General features: G+C 60.8%; 21 protein-coding genes and 1 tRNA gene. 6 read left to right on the forward strand and 16 right to left on the reverse strand.

Features of this window, described 5'->3' with window-relative positions; genetic code table 11:
- Positions 1-1251, reverse strand: a complete 1251-nt coding sequence (locus tag FZX13_RS06865; protein ID WP_226408725.1) for a glycosyl transferase — start codon at positions 1249-1251, stop codon at positions 1-3.
- Positions 1252-1320: 69 nt separating this feature from the next.
- On the opposite strand from FZX13_RS06865, the gene FZX13_RS06870 reads away from it, so the two are divergent.
- Both FZX13_RS06870 and FZX13_RS06875 read left to right on the forward strand, forming a co-directional pair.
- A complete protein-coding gene (locus tag FZX13_RS06870) occupies positions 1321-3060 on the forward strand; it encodes an alpha-amylase family glycosyl hydrolase (protein WP_226408727.1) in 1740 nt (579 codons plus the stop codon).
- Positions 3057-3848: an HAD-IIB family hydrolase gene (locus FZX13_RS06875; protein WP_226408729.1), complete on the forward strand. Its 792-nt coding sequence runs from the start codon at positions 3057-3059 to the stop codon at positions 3846-3848. Before FZX13_RS06870 ends, FZX13_RS06875 begins: the two co-directional genes overlap by 4 nt.
- On the opposite strand, the gene FZX13_RS06880 is transcribed toward FZX13_RS06875, so the two are convergent.
- The 11 genes from FZX13_RS06880 to gcvT all read right to left on the reverse strand — a co-directional run bounded on the left by FZX13_RS06880 (position 3845) and on the right by gcvT (position 16276).
- Positions 3845-5401, reverse strand: a complete 1557-nt coding sequence (locus FZX13_RS06880) for an APC family permease (RefSeq protein WP_226408731.1) — start codon at positions 5399-5401, stop codon at positions 3845-3847. The two genes, FZX13_RS06875 and FZX13_RS06880, sit on opposite strands and share 4 nt — an antisense overlap.
- Before the next feature lie 27 nt (positions 5402-5428).
- Positions 5429-6241, reverse strand: a complete 813-nt coding sequence (locus tag FZX13_RS06885) for an aminotransferase class IV (RefSeq protein ID WP_226408733.1) — start codon at positions 6239-6241, stop codon at positions 5429-5431.
- Positions 6238-7536, reverse strand: a complete 1299-nt coding sequence (locus FZX13_RS06890) for an anthranilate synthase component I family protein (protein WP_226408734.1) — start codon at positions 7534-7536, stop codon at positions 6238-6240. The genes FZX13_RS06885 and FZX13_RS06890 overlap by 4 nt, the downstream gene beginning before the upstream one ends.
- Positions 7533-8213: a 7-cyano-7-deazaguanine synthase QueC gene (gene queC, locus FZX13_RS06895; RefSeq protein WP_226408736.1), complete on the reverse strand. Its 681-nt coding sequence runs from the start codon at positions 8211-8213 to the stop codon at positions 7533-7535. The genes FZX13_RS06890 and queC overlap by 4 nt, the downstream gene beginning before the upstream one ends.
- Positions 8210-9064 carry an NAD(P)-dependent oxidoreductase gene (locus FZX13_RS06900; protein ID WP_226408840.1) on the reverse strand — a complete coding sequence of 285 codons (855 nt, stop codon included), beginning with the start codon at positions 9062-9064 and terminating at the stop codon, positions 8210-8212. Before FZX13_RS06900 ends, queC begins: the two co-directional genes overlap by 4 nt.
- A 183-nt stretch (positions 9065-9247) precedes the next feature.
- On the reverse strand, positions 9248-9865 hold the full coding sequence (locus FZX13_RS06905; RefSeq protein ID WP_226408738.1) for a 7-carboxy-7-deazaguanine synthase QueE: 618 nt from the start codon (positions 9863-9865) through the stop codon (positions 9248-9250).
- A gap of 9 nt (positions 9866-9874) precedes the next feature.
- Entirely contained in the window at positions 9875-11524 is a 1650-nt protein-coding gene (locus tag FZX13_RS06910; protein WP_115024624.1) for a CTP synthase, read from the reverse strand.
- A gap of 69 nt (positions 11525-11593) precedes the next feature.
- The gene (locus tag FZX13_RS06915; RefSeq protein WP_226408842.1) at positions 11594-12064 is read right to left on the reverse strand and encodes a Dps family protein; all 471 of its coding nucleotides are present in this window, start codon (positions 12062-12064) and stop codon (positions 11594-11596) included.
- On the reverse strand, positions 12057-13190 hold the full coding sequence (locus tag FZX13_RS06920) for an RpoD/SigA family RNA polymerase sigma factor (RefSeq protein WP_115094783.1): 1134 nt from the start codon (positions 13188-13190) through the stop codon (positions 12057-12059). Before FZX13_RS06920 ends, FZX13_RS06915 begins: the two co-directional genes overlap by 8 nt.
- Before the next feature lie 103 nt (positions 13191-13293).
- Positions 13294-15123 carry an aspartate--tRNA ligase gene (aspS, locus tag FZX13_RS06925; protein ID WP_226408740.1) on the reverse strand — a complete coding sequence of 610 codons (1830 nt, stop codon included), beginning with the start codon at positions 15121-15123 and terminating at the stop codon, positions 13294-13296.
- A gap of 49 nt (positions 15124-15172) precedes the next feature.
- Complete coding sequence (gcvT, locus tag FZX13_RS06930; protein ID WP_226408742.1) at positions 15173-16276, reverse strand: glycine cleavage system aminomethyltransferase GcvT; 1104 nt, start codon at positions 16274-16276, stop codon at positions 15173-15175.
- Positions 16277-16404: 128 nt separating this feature from the next.
- On the opposite strand from gcvT, the gene FZX13_RS06935 reads away from it, so the two are divergent.
- Together FZX13_RS06935 and FZX13_RS06940 are read left to right on the forward strand one after the other, a co-directional pair.
- Complete coding sequence (locus FZX13_RS06935) at positions 16405-16617, forward strand: hypothetical protein (protein ID WP_226408744.1); 213 nt, start codon at positions 16405-16407, stop codon at positions 16615-16617.
- A gap of 86 nt (positions 16618-16703) precedes the next feature.
- The gene (locus FZX13_RS06940; protein WP_226397499.1) at positions 16704-17099 is read left to right on the forward strand and encodes a cyclic nucleotide-binding domain-containing protein; all 396 of its coding nucleotides are present in this window, start codon (positions 16704-16706) and stop codon (positions 17097-17099) included.
- On the opposite strand, the gene speB is transcribed toward FZX13_RS06940, so the two are convergent.
- Both speB and speE read right to left on the reverse strand, forming a co-directional pair.
- Complete coding sequence (speB, locus tag FZX13_RS06945) at positions 17093-17983, reverse strand: agmatinase (RefSeq protein WP_226408745.1); 891 nt, start codon at positions 17981-17983, stop codon at positions 17093-17095. The two genes, FZX13_RS06940 and speB, sit on opposite strands and share 7 nt — an antisense overlap.
- Complete coding sequence (gene speE / locus FZX13_RS06950) at positions 17980-18822, reverse strand: polyamine aminopropyltransferase (RefSeq protein ID WP_226408747.1); 843 nt, start codon at positions 18820-18822, stop codon at positions 17980-17982. The genes speB and speE overlap by 4 nt, the downstream gene beginning before the upstream one ends.
- 263 nt (positions 18823-19085) lie before the next feature.
- On the opposite strand from speE, the gene arfB reads away from it, so the two are divergent.
- A complete protein-coding gene (gene arfB, locus FZX13_RS06955; protein ID WP_226408748.1) occupies positions 19086-19520 on the forward strand; it encodes an alternative ribosome rescue aminoacyl-tRNA hydrolase ArfB in 435 nt (144 codons plus the stop codon).
- A gap of 5 nt (positions 19521-19525) precedes the next feature.
- Here arfB and mazG read toward each other — a convergent pair whose 3' ends face one another.
- A complete protein-coding gene (gene mazG, locus FZX13_RS06960) occupies positions 19526-20350 on the reverse strand; it encodes a nucleoside triphosphate pyrophosphohydrolase (RefSeq protein ID WP_226408750.1) in 825 nt (274 codons plus the stop codon).
- Between the two features lie 33 nt (positions 20351-20383).
- A complete protein-coding gene (locus FZX13_RS06965) occupies positions 20384-20866 on the reverse strand; it encodes a metal-binding protein (protein ID WP_226408752.1) in 483 nt (160 codons plus the stop codon).
- 58 nt (positions 20867-20924) lie between these two features.
- Here FZX13_RS06965 and FZX13_RS06970 point away from each other — a divergent pair.
- Positions 20925-20996 (forward strand) — tRNA-Val (locus FZX13_RS06970).
- The last annotated feature ends 507 nt before the right edge of the window (positions 20997-21503 follow it).

Raw genomic sequence — 21503 nt, forward strand, 5'->3', positions numbered from 1 at the left:
TTAGGCAGCCAGCTCAGAGGCAAAGCGATGTGGGTGGTGGTTAGGCCGTTTCAGAGATCTTCGATCAGCTTGTCCAGCTTCAGCAAGATCAGCCTGCAGAGCTGAATTGCAACTGCGAAGTCGTGACCAGCTGGGCAGTTGATGCGCAATCGGTGCCTGCATCAGTTTTGCGAGGCCAGGCCGCAAGAGGCTTGCGAAGTTCTGAACAGCGAGTTCTTCGCCATGACGGTCGTAGGGCAGTCGGTTGATTGCTGAGTCGAGGCCGAACTTACGGACTCGATCTTCTCCAACCCGCCGATAGAGCACCTCCAACGATGGCAGTTGGTCCATCGACATCACGCAGCCTTCATGTTCCATCAGTCCACGCAATACGGTGCCGAAGATTTCGCCAGCCATGCGTTGTAGGCCTTCCGTCGGTTGATGGCCCAACTCCTTGTGCTTGTGGTCGAACAGCCCCAGATCAACTTGGGCAATTCGGCTGGAGGCCACATGGCGGTACACCTCCGAAAGCAGGCCAACCTCCAGCCCCCAATCCGATGGGATGCGCAGATTCATGGCCAAATCGCTCGTAAAGGCGAATTCACCGGCGAGGGGATAACGGAATGACTGCAGATAGGCCAGGTAAGGGAGTGGCCCGAAAATCTGTTCCAGGCTCGCGAGCAACGGGCCGACAAACAGGCGTGTGGCGCGGCCTTGAAGCGCTTGGGTTTCAAGGGACAAGCGGCTGTAAAAGGCTTTGACGTAGGCAATGCCGTGGGATCGATCCAGCAGCGGGCGAAGCATGCGCTCCGGATACGCCGATCCAAAGGTTCTGATGTCGGCATCGAACAGGCCAACGACCTCAGCGTTTTGGCAAGCCACCCCCAGCCCCTGCCAGACGGCCCATCCTTTGCCTGGTGGTCCGGTCACATCGAGCCCCAGCTCGCCGACGGATTCGAGCAGCTCCCGAACCGCGGGGCCGTTGGTCCAGTGCACCCGTACCGGGAACGGCATCCCTTCAAAAAACTTTTCTGCTGCTTTGACGTCTTCGGGGCTTTTGGCCGCCAGCGCCACCACCAGCTCGTTGAGGCCCTTTAATCCAGAGAGCGTGTCTCGGATCAGGCCGAGGGCCGGGCGGCTGAATTCCTCCATCAGGCAGGGGATCAGCAGCGTGGTTGGTCGCTGACTCAGTTCCTGGTTAAAGGCAACTGCATCAAGATTGCCCAAGCTGTAGTCGTGAACGGTGCTGATCAGGCCCTGCTGAAAATCCATGTGGTGTTCGATGCAACAACAGAGGTCAGAGTCCTGCCCCATACCTGAACGGTGTTGAGGAGGAAGGCAATGCAGCCCCCGCGCGAAGAGACGCTGCGGAACCTGCTTGGCAATTTGTACCCGATCGATTCTTCCGGGGATGGCAAGGAGTTGTCGTCGCAATTGCTGCAGATCTTGAGCGAATCGTCTGCAGATGGCGATATCGAGACAGATGCGGCGCGACGTGTTGAGCGTTGGGATGGCCGCGATGTGGTCTTGATCACCTATGCCGACACGGTTGTTGATGACGGTGTGCCTGGTCTTCAAGCCTTGAAGTCCTTTGTGAATCGCCATCTGCACCCCTTTGCAGCAGTGATTCATGTGTTGCCGTTCCTGCAATCCACCAGTGATGGAGGTTTTGCGGTGGCCAGTCACACGTCTATTGAGAAGCGTTTCGGCGATTGGAGCGACCTTGCCGCCTTGGCCCAGGGGAGACGGCTCATGGCCGATCTCGTTCTCAACCATGTGTCGGCGTCTCATCCTTGGGTGCAGCAGTTCATGCGGGATGAAGATCCCGGTCGCTCTTGTGTGCTTGAGGCTGCTCCCGATCCCTGTTGGTCGGATGTCGTTCGTCCCCGCAGCTCCAATCTGTTCACGCAGTTGAGGGGGCCAAAAGGTGCGCGTCAGGTCTGGACCACCTTTGGCCCCGATCAGGTGGATCTCAACTGGCGCAGTGCGGAGGTGCTGCTGGGCTTTGCCCGTCTGATGCAGCGTATGGCCCGGCATGGGGTGCGTTGGATTCGTCTGGATGCAGTGGGTTTTGTCTGGAAGCAACCCAATACCTCCTGTATTCATCTGCCTGAGGCTCATCAACTGGTCCAGGTGCTTCGCCTGCTCCTCGATCAGGTGGGACCGGATGGCGTTGTGGTCACCGAGACCAACGTGCCGGAGCAGGAAAACCTCTCGTACCTGAGAAGTGGTGATGAAGCGCATCTGGCCTACAACTTTCCACTGCCGCCCTTGCTGCTGGAGGCCAGCGTCAGTGGCCGCGCCGATCTCCTGAATGCCTGGTTAAGTCGATGGCCCGACCTTCCGCAGCAGACGGGGTTGCTCAACTTCACCGCCTGTCATGACGGCATCGGCTTAAGGCCGCTGGAGGGACTGATGTCCCAGAAACGTTTGCTTCAACTGTTGATCGGCTGTGAGCAACGGGGTGGATTGGTCAGCCACAGGATGCTCAGTTCTGGGGAAGAAGTTCCCTACGAGATCAACATCAGTTGGTGGAGTGCCATGGCGGATGGGGGGATTGATCCCACCTATCTCCAAAGGGAGCGGTTTCTGCTCACCCAACTCATGATCCTGGCCTTGCCAGGGGTTCCCGCGTTCTATCTGCCCGCGCTTTTGGCGGCTCCCAATGATCTAACTCGTTTTCGTCGGACGGGTCATCGACGGGATCTCAATCGGCCCCAATTCACGGCCCAGGCCTTGGAGCGACGCCTGGCGGATCCTGATGCCGATGCATCGGCGCTGCTTCCGGTGCTGAAGCGGGCGCTTGCCGAAAGGGCTGTTCATCTGGCCTTGCATCCTGAGGCCCCCATGCAGGTGCTGAGCGCTGACCGCCTTGATCGCGTCATCCTGCAGCGTTCCTATGGGGGGGAAACGTTGGTGGCTGTTCACAACATGACGGCATCGCGGCTGAGCTTGCGCCTCGGTCGCTTGGGGGGCGATGTGAATCAGCCATGGGCCGATTGCCTGAGCGGTCACGTGTTCGCACCACATCAATTGCATTCGCTAGAGCCTTATGCGGTGCATTGGTTGGTTCAGCCATGACCGCGAAGGTCGAGTTGACGTGGTGGGTGGTGACCGATCTCGACGGCACGTTGCTGGATCACACCTATGACTGGTCTCCCGCAAAGGATCTGATCCGCCAGCTGCAACAGCGCAGGATCCCTGTGATTCCGTGCACCAGTAAAACGGCGGAGGAGGTGCGTGGCTTTCGCGCAGAAGTGGGGCTTCATGATCCATACATCGTTGAAAACGGTGGAGCCGTGCACGGTGAAACCCCTGAGGGGGATGCCTGGGAGTTGCCGCTGGGCCCTGGTTGGACGGAACTGAAACCCCAGTTGCAGCATCTCCAGCGTGAGTTGGGGGAGCCGCTACGTCCGTTGGATGAACTCAGCGAGGAAGAAGGTCAGCAGTTGTTGGGGCTCGGCGGCGAGTCGTTGCGCCAGGCCCAGCGGCGTTGCTGCAGTGTGCCGTTCGTTCCGCCCTCGGCGGAGGGGCGGCGCCGACTTGAAGCCTTAGCGCAGCGGATGCATCTCACGGTGGTGCAGGGCAATCGCATGGGGCATCTGTTGGGCCCTGACATCAGCAAAGGCAAGGCCTTGGCAACCCTAAAGCGACATTTGGGTGCTCAGCAGGTGAAGGTCTTGGCTTTGGGAGATTCTCCTAACGATCTGCCGCTGCTCGAGGTGGCCGATGTCGCCGTTGTTGTTCCAGGGCCTGATGGCCCCCACCCGGAGTTGTGTTCCGGCATCGCTGCTGGACGATTTCAGTTGGCCGGCGCCCCCCATGCCACCGGTTGGGATGAGGCTGTGCGCCGGATTCTCAGGATCTAGGTCGTGGAGGTGCCTTCCAGCTGGGCGTGGGGAGATGCTTCGGTCAGGGCGGAGAAGACCGCTAAGGGCATCACGCCAAGTGCTATGCCCGCCAGCACCAGCAGTTGCCCCGCCTGCGGTAGTTGCAGCAGACCTCCGTCGCCAAAGAGCTCGGTGTTCAGCACCAGAAGTCCTAAGTACAGCGGCCACCAGAGAGCCGAACGAACGTCCATGTCGATGCCCGTCCAACGGCGATGGGCGACGAACAGCAGCGTTGGAATGCCGATGCAGAGCACAGCTCCTTCAAGGGCGCTTCGTCCACACCAGCTGATGGCCCAGGTGGCCATCACAAAACTCAGGGGGCACAACCATGACGCCATGGGGAGTTGGTAGCCGCGGGGGGCCTTCGGGAGCTGTCGCCGTAACGCCATCAAGCTGATCGGGCCAGTGGCTAGAGCGATGATCAACGTGGAGGTGAGAAAGCTCACGATGCTCTGCCACCCAGGGCCTACCGCCAGCATTAGGGCGCTAACCAGGGTGCTCAGGATCAGTGCAACGTGGGGAACCCCTTGGCGATTCAGCTGCCCTAGAGCTTTAGGGACGAGGCCGCATTCCCCCATCATCCAGCTGATTCGGGCTGAGACACCGACATATGTGAGGGCTGTCGCTCCCGGAGATACGACAGCATCAATCAGCAGCAGGGTGACCATCCAACTCAGACCGAGCCCCATGGCGAGAGCAACGATGGGGCCTCCATGGGCGCTCAGGCTGAGGCTGTGCCAGCCGTTGGTCAGCTGGTCAGGAGGAACGCTGACCAGAAAGCTGAGCTGCAGCAACAGATAAATCGCCAGACAAATTCCCAAGCCGAGCCCCATGGCGAGGGGCACATCGCGACTGGGCCTGCGCGCTTCCCCGGCCAGATCCATGGCGGTGCGAAAGCCCAGCAGGCTGAACAGCACTCCACCACTGCCAACGGCCTGAACAACATCGGCGCCCTGTGTTCCACCTACAGGAAGTCGCAGGTTGCCCCAGTGACCGCTAATCAGCATCAGAGTGATCGCGACACCCACTGGAACAATCAGCTTCCACCAGGTGAGGTTGTCGATCCACCGCGCAAGGCTACGGACGCCGTTGAGATTGATCCAGCAGAGCAGGATCAGCAGCAGCACTGCCACGGCATGGCCAGCAAGGCTGAGTTCTTCGCCACCGTTGTGCTGGACGGTTAGCCAAGGCAGGCTCGATGAGAGGTATTCGAGCAGAGCCAGCAGTTCAACCGCTGGAAGTGCGACGTACGACAGCCAGACGGCCCAGCCTCCGATGAATCCAGACAGGCGGCCGTGGCTCAGCAACGGAATCTGCGCCAGTGCCCCGGAACTGGGGACAACCGATCCCAGCTCTGCAAAAACGAGTGCCAGCAGGAAGGCCATCAATCCGCCGACACTCCACGCCAGCAGGCTTCCTCCCCCCGCGAGTTTGGCGGTGAAGTAAGGCGCGAACAGCCAACCGGAACCGATGGTGCCGGTCACCACCGCCAAGATCAGGTTGGTGAGGCTGAGGTCACGTTGCAGTGCCATGGCGCCAAGCCGTTTGCCTCATCCTGATCAATGGAGAAGGGATTGCCATACCTCCAATGCACCAGTCATTGCAGCCAAGGCTTTGCCGTTGTGGGATGCGATCGGTCGACAGCTGAGGCTGTTGATCAGAACGGCCTGATCATCTGCCTCGAACTCGGCCTCCAGCTCGGTTTCCATTGCAACGCCCTGGCTCAGAGCGCGGCCCCTCATCACGCCCGGAAGACAGCCGCTGCTGAGTGCTGGTGTGAGCCACTGTCCGCGACGCCGGATCAACAGGTTGGCTGCCGTTCCACAGCACATGGCCCCAGCAGTGTTCAAAAGCAGGGCATCGTCAGCCCCTTGCTCCTGCGCTTCCCTACGGGCCTGAATGGCTTGTCCGTAGGCGAATGTTTTGCAATGGCTCAGCCGGCTGGAGGCATTGCGGCGCTCATGGCGACTGGTGATGGTGTTGACGGGTGAAAATGTCGGCGTGCAGGGCTGGAGCGTGAGCCAAAAGCGGTGGTGTCCTGAGGCTGGAAGCCCGATTCCGCGCTGGGGTGTGCTGCCACGGCTCCAGTTGAGCCGCAGGGCTCCATCGGCTGCGTTCAGCTTGCTGCGTTGAATCGCGTCTTCAATCAGAGGCTCCAGCGTGTCGCGCTCGGGAGGTGCATCCATGCCCAGCCGCGCAGCACTGTCACTCCATCGCTGCAGGTGCTCCTGCAGAAGGTGTGGCTGGCCGTTGCGGACCAGCACGGTTTCGAAGAGGCCATCGGCCAGGAGCAGGGCCCTGTCGTCGAGGGGAAGCTTCAGGCTTGCTGCAGTTCCCCATTGGCCATCGATCCAGGCAATGGATGAGGTCATGTCAGTGCCTCCAGCAGCGGCTGCAGTTTCCACATCAACTCCTCCGCTTCGCCGAGGGGATCCGAGTCGGCCACAATTCCGCAGCCAGCATGGGCTCGGAGGGTGTCGCCCTGTCGGAGGAGAGATCGGATCAGGATGTTGCTGTCGAAGCTGCCATCCCAGTCGATTCGGAGGAGTGATCCGCAGTAAGGACCGCGACTGGTGGGCTCGAGCTCATGCAGACGTTGGCATGCCCGCAGTTTGGGTGCCCCACTAATCGACCCCCCAGGCCAACAGGTTTCCAAGAGATCGACCCAACTCAACCCGGCTTTCAGTTGTCCCTCCACAACCGAAGTGAGGTGATGCACTGAGGCATAACTTTCGAGGCCCACCAGTTGGGGAACCTGGATTGAACCCGGCTGGCAGGTACGACCGAGGTCGTTCCGCAACAAGTCGACGATCATCACGTTCTCCGCGCGGTCTTTGTCGCTGCAGACAAGTTCTGCGGCGAGGTTCGCATCCTGTTCGGGTTCGGAATGGCGCGGCCTGGTGCCTTTGATCGGTCGGGTTTGCACGGCTCCCTGGGCACTCACCTGCAGAAATCGCTCCGGTGAAGAGGACAACAACGCTTCGTTTTGATCGCTGATGATCAGTCCTGCAAAAGGGGCAGGACAGGCGTTCCGCAGGGTGAGAAACAGCTCAATGGCACTGCTTTCCTGGGGCCAGGCTGTGCTGCAACACGCCGTGAGATTGGCCTGGAAGAGATCGCCGGCTGCGATCAGATCACGGATGCGTTGCACGCCTGCGGCGTACTGCTCTGTTGTGGTGTGGTGACGCCATGCTGCGAGCGGAATCGATACGGTCTCGGCCCTGGGTCGCTGAGCGCTAGGGACCAATTCTTGGGCCAGACTCTCCAGAGCAGCCGTGCTGGTGGCTTCGATCCACACCTTGCGCTGTTGGAGATCAAATCGCAGCACCGGATCGTGGCGGGCGATCCAAAGCGTGGCCATGCCATCGCTGGCCCAGGGGTTTCCTGGTTCCACCCAAGCGGCGGCTTCGTAGCTCAGCCAGCCGCACCAATGTCCTGGGGCTAGTCCACGCAGAGCGTTGAAGGGATTGGTCGCTCCTGGTTCTCCGGGGAGGCCCCGGCAGCAGATGATCTCCTGGGGGGCGACGGCCAGGGTTGCCCATCTGCCCAGCTCACTTCCGTCGCCATCCAGCCACACCAGGCCTTGTTCTCCATGCTTAGCCCTGAGGATTCGGGCCATGGCTTGGGGCTCCTGCCAGGGCAGTTCACACCGCTGTGGGCTGATCATTCAATCGCTTGGCTGCAGAGGTCCGGCCGTCCTGCCTCCCGCAGTGCCGCATCACGGATGCGGCAGCTGTCGCACACGCCGCAGGGAGAGCTGCCTCCGCCGTAGCAGCTCCATGTGGTTTCGATCGGCACGCCCAGGCGTAGTGCCTCTTCCACGATGTGCGTTTTGCTCCAGTGCACCAAGGGGGCCCACAGCTTCGTGCCACGACCTTCTCGCCCTGATTTGCTTGACAGAGCCGCCAGCTCCTGGAACGTGTCGAGATAGTCGGGGCGACAGTCGGGATAGCCGGAGTAATCGACAGCATTCACGCCAAGCACCAGCCGTTCGGCGCCCCGGGCTTCGGCCAGGCTGAGTCCGACTGCAATGAAAACCGTATTGCGGCCGGGCACATAGGTGGTGGGGATGATTCCCTCCTCCACACCTTCGGTCGGAATGCTGATCGTTGCATCGGTGAGCGCCGAGCCCCCCCAGCTGGCCAGATTCACAGCGATGCAGTGGTGTTCCGCCAATCCAAGGTGCTTTGCGACGGCAGTGGCGGCGTTCAATTCGCGGCGATGCCTCTGGCCATAGTCGAAGGAAAGGCCGATGACACGATCGCCGGCTTCAAGTGCAAGAGCTGCAGCTGTGGCGGAATCCAGCCCTCCTGAGAGCAGAGCAATCGCGGTGCGTTGACTCATGGCAAGACGGTGAGCTCGTGCAGTGCGCAGTAGTCCTGGTCGTCCAGGTCGGTGCCCTTGGCTTGCTCAAGCAGGCTGAGCAAACCGGTGAGCCCATGCTCTTGGAGGCCAGCGGTTGTGGCTTCCTCCAGGAACAGGCGTAGGTCTTTGCGCAGCAAGGCGGTGCTGAAGTTGGGATCGGCGTAATTGTGATCAAGCATCCGTTGCAGCTTTTTGTCGAAGGTGGGGGCGTACAGCGCTGACGTTCGCAAGATATTCATGAACGTCTCCACAGGGACACCGGCCCGTTGGATCAGTTGAAGGGAAAGGGAAAAGCTATGGGTAAGGCTGGCGATCAATTGATTGAGGGCCAGCTTGGTGGCAGCGCCGCTGCCAACGGGGCCCACGAGGAGGGGCTCTTGGGATAGATGAGAGAGAAGCGGTTGTTGTTCTTCGAAGACTTGGGCTTCGCCGCCGGCCATCACCAGCAGTGATCCGTTGAGCGCTTGTGGTTTGCTGCCGAGTACCGGGGCCTCGAGATAGTGCCCCCCTTGCTGAGCGGCTTGTCTGGCCAGCGACTGACTTTCTGTGATCCCCACAGTTCCCATCGTGATCAAGGTGGAGCCATCGAGGGGTCCGATGTCTTTTAAGACTGCGGCTGTGACCGGCCCGTCGCGCAGCACAGTGATCACGCTGTTGCAACTGTGTGGGGCCTCACAGGGGCTGCTCAGGGCTTGAGCGCCTGCGTCGATCAAAGCGTTGGAGCGTTCCTGGGAGCGGTTCCAGACGAACAGAGAAACGCCTTGTTGTAGGAGGCGTCGGCCGATGGCTTCGCCGAGCAGACCGGTGCCTAGCAGAGCAACGCTGCGCATGACTGGAAAAGGGTGAACATCAAGCTGGACTACTTGATCGAGCTCGAAGTAGTCGACGTCGTTGATGGCGCCATCGTTGCCGTGTTCGCGGCGCCTTCTGCGGCGAATGAACGTGGACATGGCTGCCGGTTAGGCCGAACAACCCGAGTGGAGACGGGAGCTAACGATCACCAGCCTATGAATTCACCGCACCCCCAGCCATTTGTGGGTTTGCAGGCTTAGGCGCCAGGTTGGATTCTGCCGAACGTGCTCAATCGCGAGTTGCTGTCCCTCGGGGCTGTTCCAGCCGGGTTGAAGGTAGTGAAGCGCCTCCCCCTGGCCTGCTTGCGCCATTCCATCAGCGAAGTGCAGATCTGCAGGCGCATGGATCACCACCTTGAGCTCTTGCATGCTGTCCAGCACTCCCTGCAGGGGGGGCTGGTGTCGCTTGGGGGAGAGCGTGATCCAGTCGAAGCGTCCGCTCAGCGGATCCACCCCACTGGTTTCCAAATGCAGGGGGAGGCCACATCGGGCATCGAGTGCCTGGGTGAGTGGATGGAGATCGTGATGCAACGGTTCCCCACCAGTGATTACAACGAAGCTGGCCCCCTTGTCGGCGGCCATTTTGGCTGCCTCAGCCAAGTCATCGATTGGATGCTCAGGGTGCCCCTGGGTGGGCCACGAGTGCTTGGTATCGCACCAGGGACAGCCCACGGTGCAGCCGGCTAATCGAATGAAGAAAGCGCTGCGTCCGGCATGGTGGCCCTCCCCTTGAAGGGAATGAAACGTCTCCACCACAGGGAGGGGCGAGGCATCAGCCATGGATCGGGCTCATGGGATGGCAATGTCTCCTTGCTGACGCAGGGCCTGGGCGGGCGAGTCGGGTAGTCGTTGTTGTGCCGCTTCGATCAACCCCCGGAACAACGGATGTGGTTTTCCTGGGCGGGAGAGGAATTCCGGGTGGTACTGGCAGGCCGTGAAGAAGGGATGCCCTTTTAGTTCGATGAGTTCGACCAAGCGTCCATCCGGTGAGGTGCCGCTCACCACGTATCCGGATTCCAGAAACAGATTGCGATAGGAATTGTTGAATTCGTAGCGGTGGCGGTGACGTTCGTAGACCACCTCCTCTCCGTAAAGCCTCTGGGCCAGGGTGCCCGGAGCAATTCGGCAGGGATACACCCCAAGCCGCATCGTGCCGCCGAGGTCAACCACGTCCTGCTGTTCCGGCAGGAGATGAATCACGGGATGCGGGGTGCCAGCATCCAATTCGGCACTGGTGGCTTCCGTGAGACCGGCCTGGTTGCGTGCCCATTCGATCACTGCGGTTTGCATGCCGAGGCATAGCCCCAGGAAGGGCACGCGTTGTTCCCGGGCCCAGCGGATGGCGGCAATTTTTCCGTCAACACCACGGTTGCCGAAGCCACCGGGCACCACCACGGCATCCATTCCGCGCAGGAGTGCATCAGCACCGTCGGATTCAATCTGTTCCGCGCAGACCCAGTGCAGGTCGAGGGAGGCATCCTGGGCAATGCAGGCATGCTGCAGTGCTTCGACAACGGAGAGATAGGCGTCGTTCAGCTGGACGTACTTGCCCACCAAGGCGACCTTCACCGATGGGCCGGGATTGCGAAGGTTGTGCACCAGCTGTTCCCATGCCGCCATATCGCTGTCATGGTCTGCGAGGTTCAGCACGTCCAGCACTTCCCGGCATAGTCCCTCCTGTTCGAGGGTCAGCGGAACGGCATAGATGCTGTCGGCATCCAGGGAGGGAATGACGGCGCGGTTTGGTACGCCGCAGAAACCGCCGATCTTCCGCTTGAGATCGTCACTGATGTCGCGATCACTGCGGCAAACGAGCACATCCGGTTGGATGCCGATGGAGCGCAGTTCTTTGACCGAGTGCTGGGTCGGCTTGGTTTTGAGTTCGCCGGAGGTGCCGATGAAGGGCAGCAAGGTGACGTGGATGTAGGCCAGATCGTTGCGACCCACGTCTCCTCGGAACTCGCGAATGGCTTCGAGAAAGGGCAACGATTCGATGTCACCGACGGTGCCGCCGATCTCAGTGATCACCACATCGGCGTTGCTGTTGGACGCAACCCGGTGGATGCGCTCGCGGATTTCGCCGGTGATATGGGGAATGACCTGAACGGTGCCGCCGTTGTAGTCACCCCGGCGTTCTTTGTTGATCACCGATTGGTAGATCGAGCCTGTGGTCACGCTGTTCAGCCGTGACATCGCCGTGTCGGTGAAGCGCTCGTAATGGCCGAGATCGAGATCTGTTTCTGCGCCGTCTTCGGTGACGAACACCTCCCCATGCTGGAAAGGACTCATCGTTCCCGGATCCACATTGAGGTAGGGATCCAGCTTGAGGATCGAAACGTCGTAACCCCGTGACTTCAGCAGCCGGCCGAGGCTCGCCGCCACGATCCCTTTGCCAATGCTGGAGACCACACCACCAGTGATGAAGACGAATTTGGCCATGATCTGCCAGGCGATTCTTCAAATTACCTGGCGTTGGTCGTGTGCTCCAGAGGCCAGGCGGTGAATGCTCTAACTGTCGAGCAAACTCCGCAGCATCCAGGCGGTTTTTTCATGCACCTGGAGGCGTTGGGTTAAAAGGTCTGCACTGGGTTGGTCGTCTGCCGCGTCAGCTAGAGCGAAAACACTGCGCGCTGTTCGTGCCACCGCTTCATGGCCCGCCACCAGCTCTCGCACCATGTCCAAGGCCGCTGGATTTTGTTCGGCTTCAGTGATGGATGACAAGGCCGCAAGGGTGCTGCCGCCATGGGGGGCCATCAGGCCAAGGGCTCGGATCCGTTCGGCAATCTCATCCAGTGCTGTCCAAAGCTCGGTGTATTGCTCCATGAACATCAGGTGCAGCGTGTTGAACATCGGCCCAGTGACATTCCAGTGGAAGCCATGGGTTTTTCCGTACAGCACATAGGTATCCGCCAAAAGCCGGCCGAGTCCATCTCCATGTCCATGGAGTGGTGGGGACAGGTGGGCTTTGGGTTTAGGAATCCAGGCCCTGGATGTAATCGCGGACTTTGCTGCGTCGTTGGGGTTGTCGCAGTTTGAGCAAGGCGCGGGTTTCGATCTGACGAACGCGTTCTCTAGACAGTTTCAGTTCTTCTCCGATCTGGGCCAGGGTTTGGGGCGTGTCGTCCTCCAGCCCAAAGCGGCGTCGAAGGACAGCAGCCTCCCGACTGGTGAGTTCATCCAAGAGATGTTCCAGATCGTTGTGGAGTTCGTCGTGGGTGAGGGTCTGCTCAGGGGTGGCATGACCGTCTTCGATCAGATCCCCGAGCTGGGTGTCCTGTTCGCGGCCGACGCGGGTGTCCAGAGAGACGGAGCGGGGCACTCTGGCCAGGGTCTGGCGCACGGTGTCCTCACTGATGCCGAGCTCTCTCGAGAGATCCGCGATTGAGGCGATGCGTCCTTCGTTGCTCGCAATCTCTTGCTGGACCCGCTTGATCCGGTTCAGTTTTTCGGTGACGTGGACCGGCAAACGAATAGTGCGGCTCTGGGTGGCGATGGCCCTGGTGATCCCCTGACGGATCCACCAGTAGGCGTAGGTGCTGAAGCGAAAGCCACGGGTGGGATCGAACTTTTCCACCGCCCGTTCCAGTCCGAGTGTCCCTTCCTGCACAAGGTCCAGAAGTTCCATGCCCCGCTGCTGATATTTCTTGGCCACAGCCACCACAAGCCGCAGGTTGGCCTGAATCATGTGGTCCTTGGCCCGCCGACCGTTGCGGAGGGCAAGCCTTAAGTCTTTGGCCTCCAGTTGTGCCTGCTCAGCCCAGACCTGGTACCCCACGTCGATTCGCTGCTGCAACTCCGGCAAGGGCAGTCCGGCCGCCCGGGCCCATTCCTGCTTGGTCGGCCAGTGGCTGTGCTGGTTCGCTTCGCGGCGTTGCAGTTCTTCGAGACGATGCAGTTCCCCGATGGCCGCATGGCTTTCAGCCAGATCCCTTTGTTGGTGCAGTAGGGCTTCGCGACGTTGCACCAGACGCGCCAGCATCACCTCCTCTTCGTTGGTGAGAAGGTCGACGCGGCCAATGTCCTGGAGATAAAGCCGCAGCAGATCCGTCGTACCGCTGCTGCGGCGCTCACGGGTTCCCCCTGTCCGTCGGGGCTTACTGGGCAAAAGCTGGCCTTGGTGAAGTCCAACTTCAGGGTTCCTCGCCGTTGACTGCGGTGCGACAAATGCGCTGATTCCCTTCGGGATCTGCTCAGTTCAGCGGCAGAGGTCAGTCCTCCTGGTCGGGCTCCACCCAGGTGCTGGCCACGTGCAGTTCCTCCAGCTGCTTGTCGGCCACGCCACCAGGGGCATTGGTCATCAGGCAGCGGGCTTGCTGGGTCTTGGGGAAGGCGATTGTGTCGCGGATCGATTCCTCACCGGCCAGCAGCATCACCATGCGGTCCACACCGAAGGCCAGGCCGCCATGGGGAGGCGCGCCCACATCAAGAGCATCCATCAAGAAGCCGAATTGCTCCTGGGCCTCCTCCAGCGGCAGACCAACGGTCTGCAACACCTGGCGCTGCAGGGCGGAGTCGTGGATGCGAAGGGATCCACCGCCGAGCTCCAAACCATTGAGAACGAGGTCGTAGGCCTGGGCCCGAGCACCCGGGAGGGTGTCAGCCCATTGCGACGCATCGCTGCCGAGGTCTTCGGCGTTGGGAGCGCAGAAGGGGTGATGCAGCGCCTCGTAGCGGTTCTCGTCGCTGTTGAACTCGAACATCGGGAAGTCCACCACCCAGAGGAAGTTCCACTGGTCGTTGTCGCGCTCGGCCTTGACCATGCCCAGCTCCTTGGCCAGGTACTGGCGGACGCGATCCAGGGCCTTGTTCACCGTGGCGGTGTCGCCAGCGCCGAACAGCAGCAGCGTGCCGGGTTCCGCGCCGGTGCGGCTGAGCAGCTCCTGCTTCTGTTCATCGCTGAGGTTGTCCTTGATCGCACCGATCGTGTCGATCTCCCCGCCATCGCGCACGCGGATGAAGGCCAAGCCACCGGCACCGGCTTTCTGAGCTTCGCTGAACACATCGCCGCCGGGCTTGATCCGCACGTTGGAGATGGCGTCATTGCCGCCGGGGACGGCGATGCACTTCACCGCGCCGCCGGACTTGACGGCACCGCTGAACACCTTGAAGCCCATGTCCTTGACGATGTCGCTGACGTTGGTGAGCTCCATGCCATAGCGGGTGTCGGGCCGATCGGTGCCGTAGCGCTCCATGGCGTCATGCCAGGTCATGCGGGGGAAGGGCCGCGGCAGCTCGATGCCCTTCACGGCCTTCCAGATGGCGCAGATCAGCGATTCGTTCAGCTCCAGGATCTGCTCCTGATCCATGAAGCTCATCTCGATGTCCAGCTGGGTGAATTCCGGCTGGCGGTCAGCGCGCAGATCCTCGTCGCGGAAACAGCGGGCCACCTGGTAGTAGCGCTCGATGCCGCCCACCATCAACAACTGTTTGAACAGCTGGGGTGACTGGGGCAGTGCGAACCATTCACCGCCGCAGACTCGGCTGGGCAGCACGTAGTCGCGGGCGCCTTCGGGTGTGGAGCGGGTGAGCACCGGTGTTTCCACCTCGATGAAGCCTTCGTCCTCCAGGAAACGACGGGCGGCCTGGATCGTCTGGGCCCGCAGCCGCAGGTTGTCGTTCATGCGCGTCCGGCGCAGATCCAGATAGCGGTGCCGCAGCCGCAGTTCCTCGCGGGTGTTCTCCTCGTCGTGCACGGACACAGGGAACGGCAGGTTGCCCTTGACGCTGTTGAGCACGGTGATGCCGCTGGCCAGCACTTCCACAGCCCCTGTGGCCAGCTTGTCGTTCAGGGATTCAGCGGGGCGGGCTCGAACTTTCCCCTGCACCTGCAGCACGGTTTCGCTGCGTAGATGCTCGGCGACGGCGAAGGCGTCGGCCCCCAGATCTGGGTCCACCGTGATCTGCACCGTGCCGCTGCGGTCCCGCAGGTCGATGAAGATCACCCCACCGTGATCACGGCGTCGATCCACCCAGCCGCACAGTTGCACCTGCTGATCGATGTTCTGTTCGCGCAGGTCACCGCAACCGTTGCTGCGCATGGGATGTCTCAACTGGAGAAGAGCGAGTTTCCCACAGCAGCGGTGAGGTTCAGGCTCGTTTGTAGAAGGGCTTGCGAACAACCGTTGCCGGTTGGGCCTTGCCGCGGATCTCAACACTCACTTCAGTACCGACCTTGGCGAGGGATTGGGGTACGTAGGCCAGGGCGATCGGTTCTTCCAGGGTGGGCGACCAGGTTCCACTCGTGACGATCCCGACCGTCTCCCCGTTGTGCATGACGGGGTAGTCGTGGCGGGCGATCGCGCGACCCTGAAGCTTGAGGCCCACCAGGCGTTTGGCGGGGCCGGATTCCGCTGCCTGCTCCAGAGCCTGTCGGCCCACAAAATCCATGGGCATTTCGAGGTGCACGAGCCAACCCAACCCTGCCTCGAAGGGGTTGGTTTCGTCGGTCATGTCTTGGCCGTAAAGGTGCATGGCGGCCTCCAGGCGCAAGGTGTCCCGTGCCCCCAGGCCGCAGGGGGTAACGCCTCGATCCAACAGAAGCTGCCAGAACTTTTGTCCGTCCTCGGCGTTGAGCAGCAGCTCTGCACCGTCTTCGCCGGTGTAACCCGTGCGAGCACTGAACACCGGTTGGCTTAGGCCGTTGAGGTTGAGCATCCGGTGGCCAAAGCGGGGCAGGCCGCTGAGGTCTTCGCCGCTCAGTTCCTGCAGCAATGGCATGGCCTCAGGTCCCTGAAGCGCGAGCAGCACCCCTCCGTTTTTGATGTCAGTCACCGTCAGGCCAGCGGGTTCCATCTGGTCACGGATCCAGGCGGTATCGCTGTCGGCGCAGGCGGCATTGATCACTAGCACCAACGCACCCCGTTCAGCATCGATGGCGCCGCAGTCGTAAACGATGAGGTCGTCGCGAATGCCGCCTTGCTCGTTCAGCAGAACGGAGTAGCAGGCTTCGCCGGGACCGATGCGGTGCAGATCGCTGGGGATGAGCCGTTGCAGCGCATCCTTGGGATTGGCACCTTCGAGGCGCAGCACCCCCATGTGGGAGATGTCGAACATGCCGACCCGTTCGCGAACGGCCTTGTGTTCTTGGATGAGGCCGCTGAATTGAACCGGCATCTCCCAGCCGGCAAACGGCACCATGCGGCCACCAACACCGCGGCAGAGCTCGAATAGGGGAGTGCGCTGCAGAGACATGGAGGCGGCCGTTGCGAAGCGCATTCTTATGGAGGGCTTCACCATCCGGAAGGGAACCCGGAAATCCGCCCTTTGCTGCGGTCCGTTTCCCAAACCGTCACTACTGTTGGCGGACTCAGATTTCCTCCTTGGTCAACAGCCCCTGCTGTCGCAGTTGTCAGCACTGCAGCCTTGCTGCAGGGTCGAAAGGCTGGTGCCGTTTGCGTCGGCTGGAGGTGCATGCCGAACTTGCGGATCTCGTGGTCTGTCACCACTGGACCCCCCGTACTCCCAACCTTCCGGTTCTGCAGAGCATCGGCGTTGGTGAGTGTCAGCTGGAACTGGATCGCAGCTTGAGTTGAGCTCGGATCGAAGAATTGGCTGTGCCCTCTTTGACTGTCAGCATCAAAAGGTCATTGGATACTCAATTCATTCAAGGTTTTTGACGTTGTCTGCCTCAGCTCCGCTGACTCCTTTGGAACTCATCCAGGAACAGCCTGAGGTAGATCGCCTGATGTTGCCGACCGGCACAACCGTCTTCCGAGCAGGGGAGCCTGTGCAGTTCATTCATGTGATTGAACGTGGATGGATGGAACTGAGCAGTGGTCCGTTGAACCGCATTCGGTTTGGTCGCGGTGAATTGTTTTTCTATGAGGATCTGGTGGATCCCACCGAGTGTCACAGCCGTGATGCCACGGCTGTGACACCCGTTTCGCTGTTCCGCCTCAGTCGTTCCAACTTTCTGACGCTCATCCACCGGCACCCAACACTGGTGCTGCAACTGCTCAGCAAGCAACACAGCCGTTTGCGGCAGCAGCGGGTTGATGCGCGCCACTTCTATTGATCGGCTCCTAGGAGGAGCAGAAGGCTGCGGGTCACCTTGGCGGCCAGTACGGAGCTGATGCCACTGGTGTCGAGTTGTGGGGCCAGTTCCACAACATCGGCAGCCACCAGATGATGCTCTCGGAGGACCTTCACAAGGCTGGCGAAATCAGACCAGTGGTAACCGCCGGGTTCGGGTGTACCAGTTCCAGGAAGAACGGAGGGATCGAACCAGTCCAGGTCGACGGTGAGATACAGGGGCCTTCCCCTTAAGGGAGAGAGTGCCTGTTTAAGGGCATCGATGTTTGGTATCAGCCGTCCGCTCCCATTCAGTTCGTTGAATTCCTCCCGCGTTCCACTGCGGATCGAGAGTTGAAACAGCGTCTGGCTTGGAAGGATGTCCAAACAGCGGCGCATGGCGCAGGCATGGCTGTGGCGCGCCCCCAGCCAGGTGTCCCTGAGATCGGCATGGGCATCCAGCTGCACCAGCACCAGGTCGGGGTGGTGTTGGGCAACGGCCTCCACGGCTCCGGAGCTGATCGAATGCTCCCCTCCCAGCATCAGGGGCTTGAGGTTCAGAGCAAGCACGGCTTCGGTCGCCTGCTTCACCTTGGTCAGAACGGGCTCAGGGTTGCCGAAGGGAATGTCAACGGCACCAAGATCCGCAAAGTCGAGATCATCGAGATCAAGGTCGAGTTGCGGGCAATAGGTCTCCAGGCCAGTGCTGACCTCCCGAATGGCGGCGGGTCCGAAGCGGGTGCCCGGGCGAAAGGAGGTGGTGCCGTCGTACGGGACACCAAAGAGACCGACGCGGCAGTCGGCAGGGTCGCGTCGGGAACCCATGAAAATGGTTCCGTCGCTGTCAAACAAACCGTCAAACACCCCGCTCGGCGGCATTGAAGTCATGACTGCAACTCCCTTTCGATGAAGGCGGGCATGGCATCCATGCCCCCCCGTTGCCAGCGCGGAGACCAGATCTCACAGCCTGCGGCGATGGCCTTGATGCGCTCGGGATCGGGAGTGCGGTAGCGGGGGGTTCCCATGGAGGCGAAGGTCCAGCTCCACCAGCCGCTGGGATACATCGGCACCCAGCCATAGAGCGGGTCGGCGTGGTCAAACACCTCGCGCAACAGCCGGATCATGGCGATGTGGACATCATGGAAGGCTTCAGGCGACTCGCTCTGCGTGCCGAAGACCCCCCCGGGTTTGAGCAGACGTCGGCAGTTGTCGAAGAAAGCGCGGTTGAACAGGCCTTCGGCGGGTCCGGCGGGGTCAGAGCCATCCACCAAGACAACGTCATAGCTCTGGTCGTCAGCCTCAGCGGCCCAGGCGATGCCATCCCCCACCGTGAGCTGGAACCGCGGATCGGCCCAGGCGGATCCACCGATCTCGGGGAGGTGTTCTCGGCTGAGGTCCACCACCCGCCCGTCGATTTCCACCATGTCCAGCCGCTGGACCCCTGGATGGCGCAGGCACTCCCGGGCGGTGCCGCCGTCTCCCCCGCCGATCACCAGGATTCGCTCAATCGAGCTGGCACTGCATAGCGCTGGGTGCACCAAGGCCTCGTGGTAGTGGCGCTCCTGCTGCTCCGCTGTCATCCAGCAGCCATCCAGCAGCAGCCCTCGCCCGTAGCGCTCACTGCGAATCACGCTGATCCGCTGGAACGGACTGCTCTCCTCGACCAGAACCTCTCCCTTTAATCCGTAGCGGACGCCGCGGTGTTCTTCATCAATCCAGCTGCTCATGGGCTGCGGTGGGCATCTCTCCAGCTAAGGACGCCGTTGAATGGCTTTCATGCACCACATCTAGTGGTCTTGGTTGTCGACGAACACAAGATATGTTGATTGAATATGTTTGCTTGGGAGCTTCTGTGGAAGAAGTCAGCTCCAGAGCCATTTCCATCAGATCAAATCTGCCGAGTTGTCACTAGCAACCTGTTGCAGGACTTCAGAGCACTGCAAAGTTCAAGCCTTAAAAAGTATTCCGTCGTTCCTGAACCAGGAGATGCATGGTGCAAGACCTGGTGGTGAATGAGCGGTTGACCATTCCATCCAGGGACCTGCGCTGGAGGTTTAGCCGCTCATCCGGTCCAGGAGGGCAGGGGGTCAACACCACCGATTCCCGCGTGGAGCTGGTGTTGGATGTGGCGAACTGCTCCTGTCTGGGTCCATTTCGCCGCGCCCGACTTCTGGAGCATTTCGAGACGCGGCTGGTGGAGGGTTGTCTTCGGGTTGTGGTGGCTGAAGAACGCTCCCAATGGCAGAACCGTCAGAAGGCATTGCATCGCATGGCCGAGCTGCTGCGGCAGGGTTTGCAGCCACCGCCTCGCGCGCGCAAATCAACTCGGCCTGGCCGCGGTGCGGTGAAGCGGCGTTTGGATACGAAGAAAAAGCGTGGTGACCTAAAGCGTCAACGGCGAAGCCCGCCATCCATGGACGATTAATCGGATCAGGACGTTGAAGACTGTTCAGCCCTGATGGCTGCTTTGGCCTGTTTCCACAGGGCCTCGAGTTCGTGGATGCTGCGTCCCTGCAGATCCCCACCCAGGGCGGTCTCAACGCGGGAAAAGCGAGCCAGGAAGCGCTGATTCGTGCCAGCGAGGCCCTCTTCAGGTTCGATCGCGCACCAACGGGCCACGTTCACGAGCGTGAACAGCACATCGCCCAGTTCCTCCTGGGCGTGGTTCTTATCGCCACTGGCAACCGCTTCCTTGAGTTCATCAAGCTCTTCATGGACCTTGTCCCAGACGCCGTCCATGTCATCCCACTCGAAGCCGGCCTTGGCAGCTTTCTTGGAGATGGTCATCGCTCCAGCGAGGGCCGGCAGCCCACGCACCTTGCCTCTGAGCTGGTCGCTGAGGGGGCTGGTTGAGCCAGCCAGGGCTTCGGCTTGCTCCTGCCTCTTGATGGCGTCCCAGCTGCGTCGAACGTCGTCACCGCTGGAGGCCTCGGCATCACCGAACACATGGGGGTGACGGCGGATCAGCTTCTCGCTGATGCCATTGGCAATCGCATCGAGATCGAACCGTTGCTCCTCCCCAGCGATCTGTGCATGCAGCACCACTTGCAGCAGCAGGTCGCCAAGTTCCTCCCTGAGGTGGTTGTCATCACCATGACGGACGGCATCAGCCACCTCGTGCGCTTCCTCCAACACGTAGGGCACCAAGGACGCATGGGTTTGTTCCAGGTCCCAAGGACAGCCCGTTGTTGGATCTCTGAGTTGTGCCACGACCTCGATCAGTCGCTGCAGCGCATCAGATGGAGCGTTGGCCATGCAGGGTCAACAACTTGGGTGAGGCCCACCCTCTCACTGCTGTCGTTTTTTGGACCATTCCTGGGGCCAGGGGTCGCCGTCGAGGATCAGATGGAGCCATGCGCTGCCCTCTAACCCCACCACCAGTCCGGTGAACTCATGCGGGTGTTGGCGGATCAGCTGCTGAAGGTTCGCCAGGAGCATCGATGGCGAGAGTGTCGGAATAGCAAGGGTGACGACAAGGCACCACGTCAGAAGCACGCCCAGTCGCACGCAAGTTCCAAGCACTGGGCCATGGGACCAGAGCGAGCGATGGGGGATCAGACGTCGGTACGGCCACCAGAGAAATCCGAGGGCTCCCCAACGCCGCAGCGCGTTTGAGCGCGTATCAAGATCGGGGGAAAGCCAGAGCCCACCAGCCAGCCAGCTCGCTGTGGCGATCACTGCTGCTTGGAGTCCCAGCACCAACCCAACAGCGATTCCGAGCGGGAGGCTCAGGATCCAGATGCTTTGGTCGTGGCGGCGACCCGTTGCCAAGCGTTCGGAGCTCTCGTGCGCCCCCAAAGTGACGCGTTAAGGCAGAATCTGCCCGGTGGGGCGATTAGCTCAGCGGTAGAGCACCTCCCTTACAAGGAGATTGTCACTGGTTCGATCCCAGTATCGCCCATCTCAAAAATCCAGTCGTGCACAGGAATGCTGAGGGGATCACACGTTCATATCGGAACGCCGTCGGCGGGGTTGTGCGGCTTGATAGTCAGAACCTCAGACCGTGCGCATGACGCAGTTGGTCATTGCTGACCAAGCATTTGCCTCGATCAGGATTGGTGGCGCCAGGTCGAAATTCAGCGTTTTTTAGAGGCTCATTTGACTTGCCGCGCATCCAAAGGAGTTGGCCTGTTGATGGGTCACGCCTGCAACTCACCCACTCATCTGAACGAGCCACCGGAGCGCAAGCGAACAGGATTCCAAAAGCGATCAACCAAGGTGCAGACATAGGTGGCAATGAAATGAAATTGCTTGGCTGATTCAACAGAGGTTGCTGCAAAAACAATGGAGCTGCATTGCGCTCGTGGCAAACAGTGCTTACCGATTGGAGATGCAGTACTTGCCTGACTTCCGATACCCATTGGAGCAGGAGTTCCCAGTTCGGATGAAGGCGTCCTTTGAGTTCTTG

The sequence above is a fragment of the Synechococcus sp. MU1625 genome, assembly GCF_020514205.1.
GTDB lineage: Bacteria > Cyanobacteriota > Cyanobacteriia > PCC-6307 > Cyanobiaceae > Parasynechococcus.

Excerpts from the sequence above, each read along its gene's own strand:
- speB (WP_226408745.1), bottom strand. The coding sequence starts at position 17,983 with ATGACTTCAATGCCGCCGAGCGGGGTGTTTGACGGTTTGTTTGACAGC.
- speE (WP_226408747.1), bottom strand. The coding sequence starts at position 18,822 with ATGAGCAGCTGGATTGATGAAGAACACCGCGGCGTCCGCTACGGATTA.
- mazG (WP_226408750.1), bottom strand. The coding sequence starts at position 20,350 with ATGGCCAACGCTCCATCTGATGCGCTGCAGCGACTGATCGAGGTCGTG.
- queC (WP_226408736.1), bottom strand. The coding sequence starts at position 8,213 with ATGAGTCAACGCACCGCGATTGCTCTGCTCTCAGGAGGGCTGGATTCC.
- FZX13_RS06890 (WP_226408734.1), bottom strand. The coding sequence starts at position 7,536 with ATGATCAGCCCACAGCGGTGTGAACTGCCCTGGCAGGAGCCCCAAGCC.
- FZX13_RS06885 (WP_226408733.1), bottom strand. The coding sequence starts at position 6,241 with ATGACCTCATCCATTGCCTGGATCGATGGCCAATGGGGAACTGCAGCA.
- FZX13_RS06865 (WP_226408725.1), bottom strand. The coding sequence starts at position 1,251 with ATGGATTTTCAGCAGGGCCTGATCAGCACCGTTCACGACTACAGCTTG.
- FZX13_RS06880 (WP_226408731.1), bottom strand. The coding sequence starts at position 5,401 with ATGGCACTGCAACGTGACCTCAGCCTCACCAACCTGATCTTGGCGGTG.
- gcvT (WP_226408742.1), bottom strand. The coding sequence starts at position 16,276 with ATGTCTCTGCAGCGCACTCCCCTATTCGAGCTCTGCCGCGGTGTTGGT.
- FZX13_RS06875 (WP_226408729.1), top strand. The coding sequence starts at position 3,057 with ATGACCGCGAAGGTCGAGTTGACGTGGTGGGTGGTGACCGATCTCGAC.
- aspS (WP_226408740.1), bottom strand. The coding sequence starts at position 15,123 with ATGCGCAGCAACGGTTGCGGTGACCTGCGCGAACAGAACATCGATCAG.
- arfB (WP_226408748.1), top strand. The coding sequence starts at position 19,086 with ATGGTGCAAGACCTGGTGGTGAATGAGCGGTTGACCATTCCATCCAGG.
- FZX13_RS06905 (WP_226408738.1), bottom strand. The coding sequence starts at position 9,865 with ATGGCTGATGCCTCGCCCCTCCCTGTGGTGGAGACGTTTCATTCCCTT.
- FZX13_RS06870 (WP_226408727.1), top strand. The coding sequence starts at position 1,321 with ATGCAGCCCCCGCGCGAAGAGACGCTGCGGAACCTGCTTGGCAATTTG.
- FZX13_RS06900 (WP_226408840.1), bottom strand. The coding sequence starts at position 9,064 with ATGCGCAGCGTTGCTCTGCTAGGCACCGGTCTGCTCGGCGAAGCCATC.
- FZX13_RS06910 (WP_115024624.1), bottom strand. The coding sequence starts at position 11,524 with ATGGCCAAATTCGTCTTCATCACTGGTGGTGTGGTCTCCAGCATTGGC.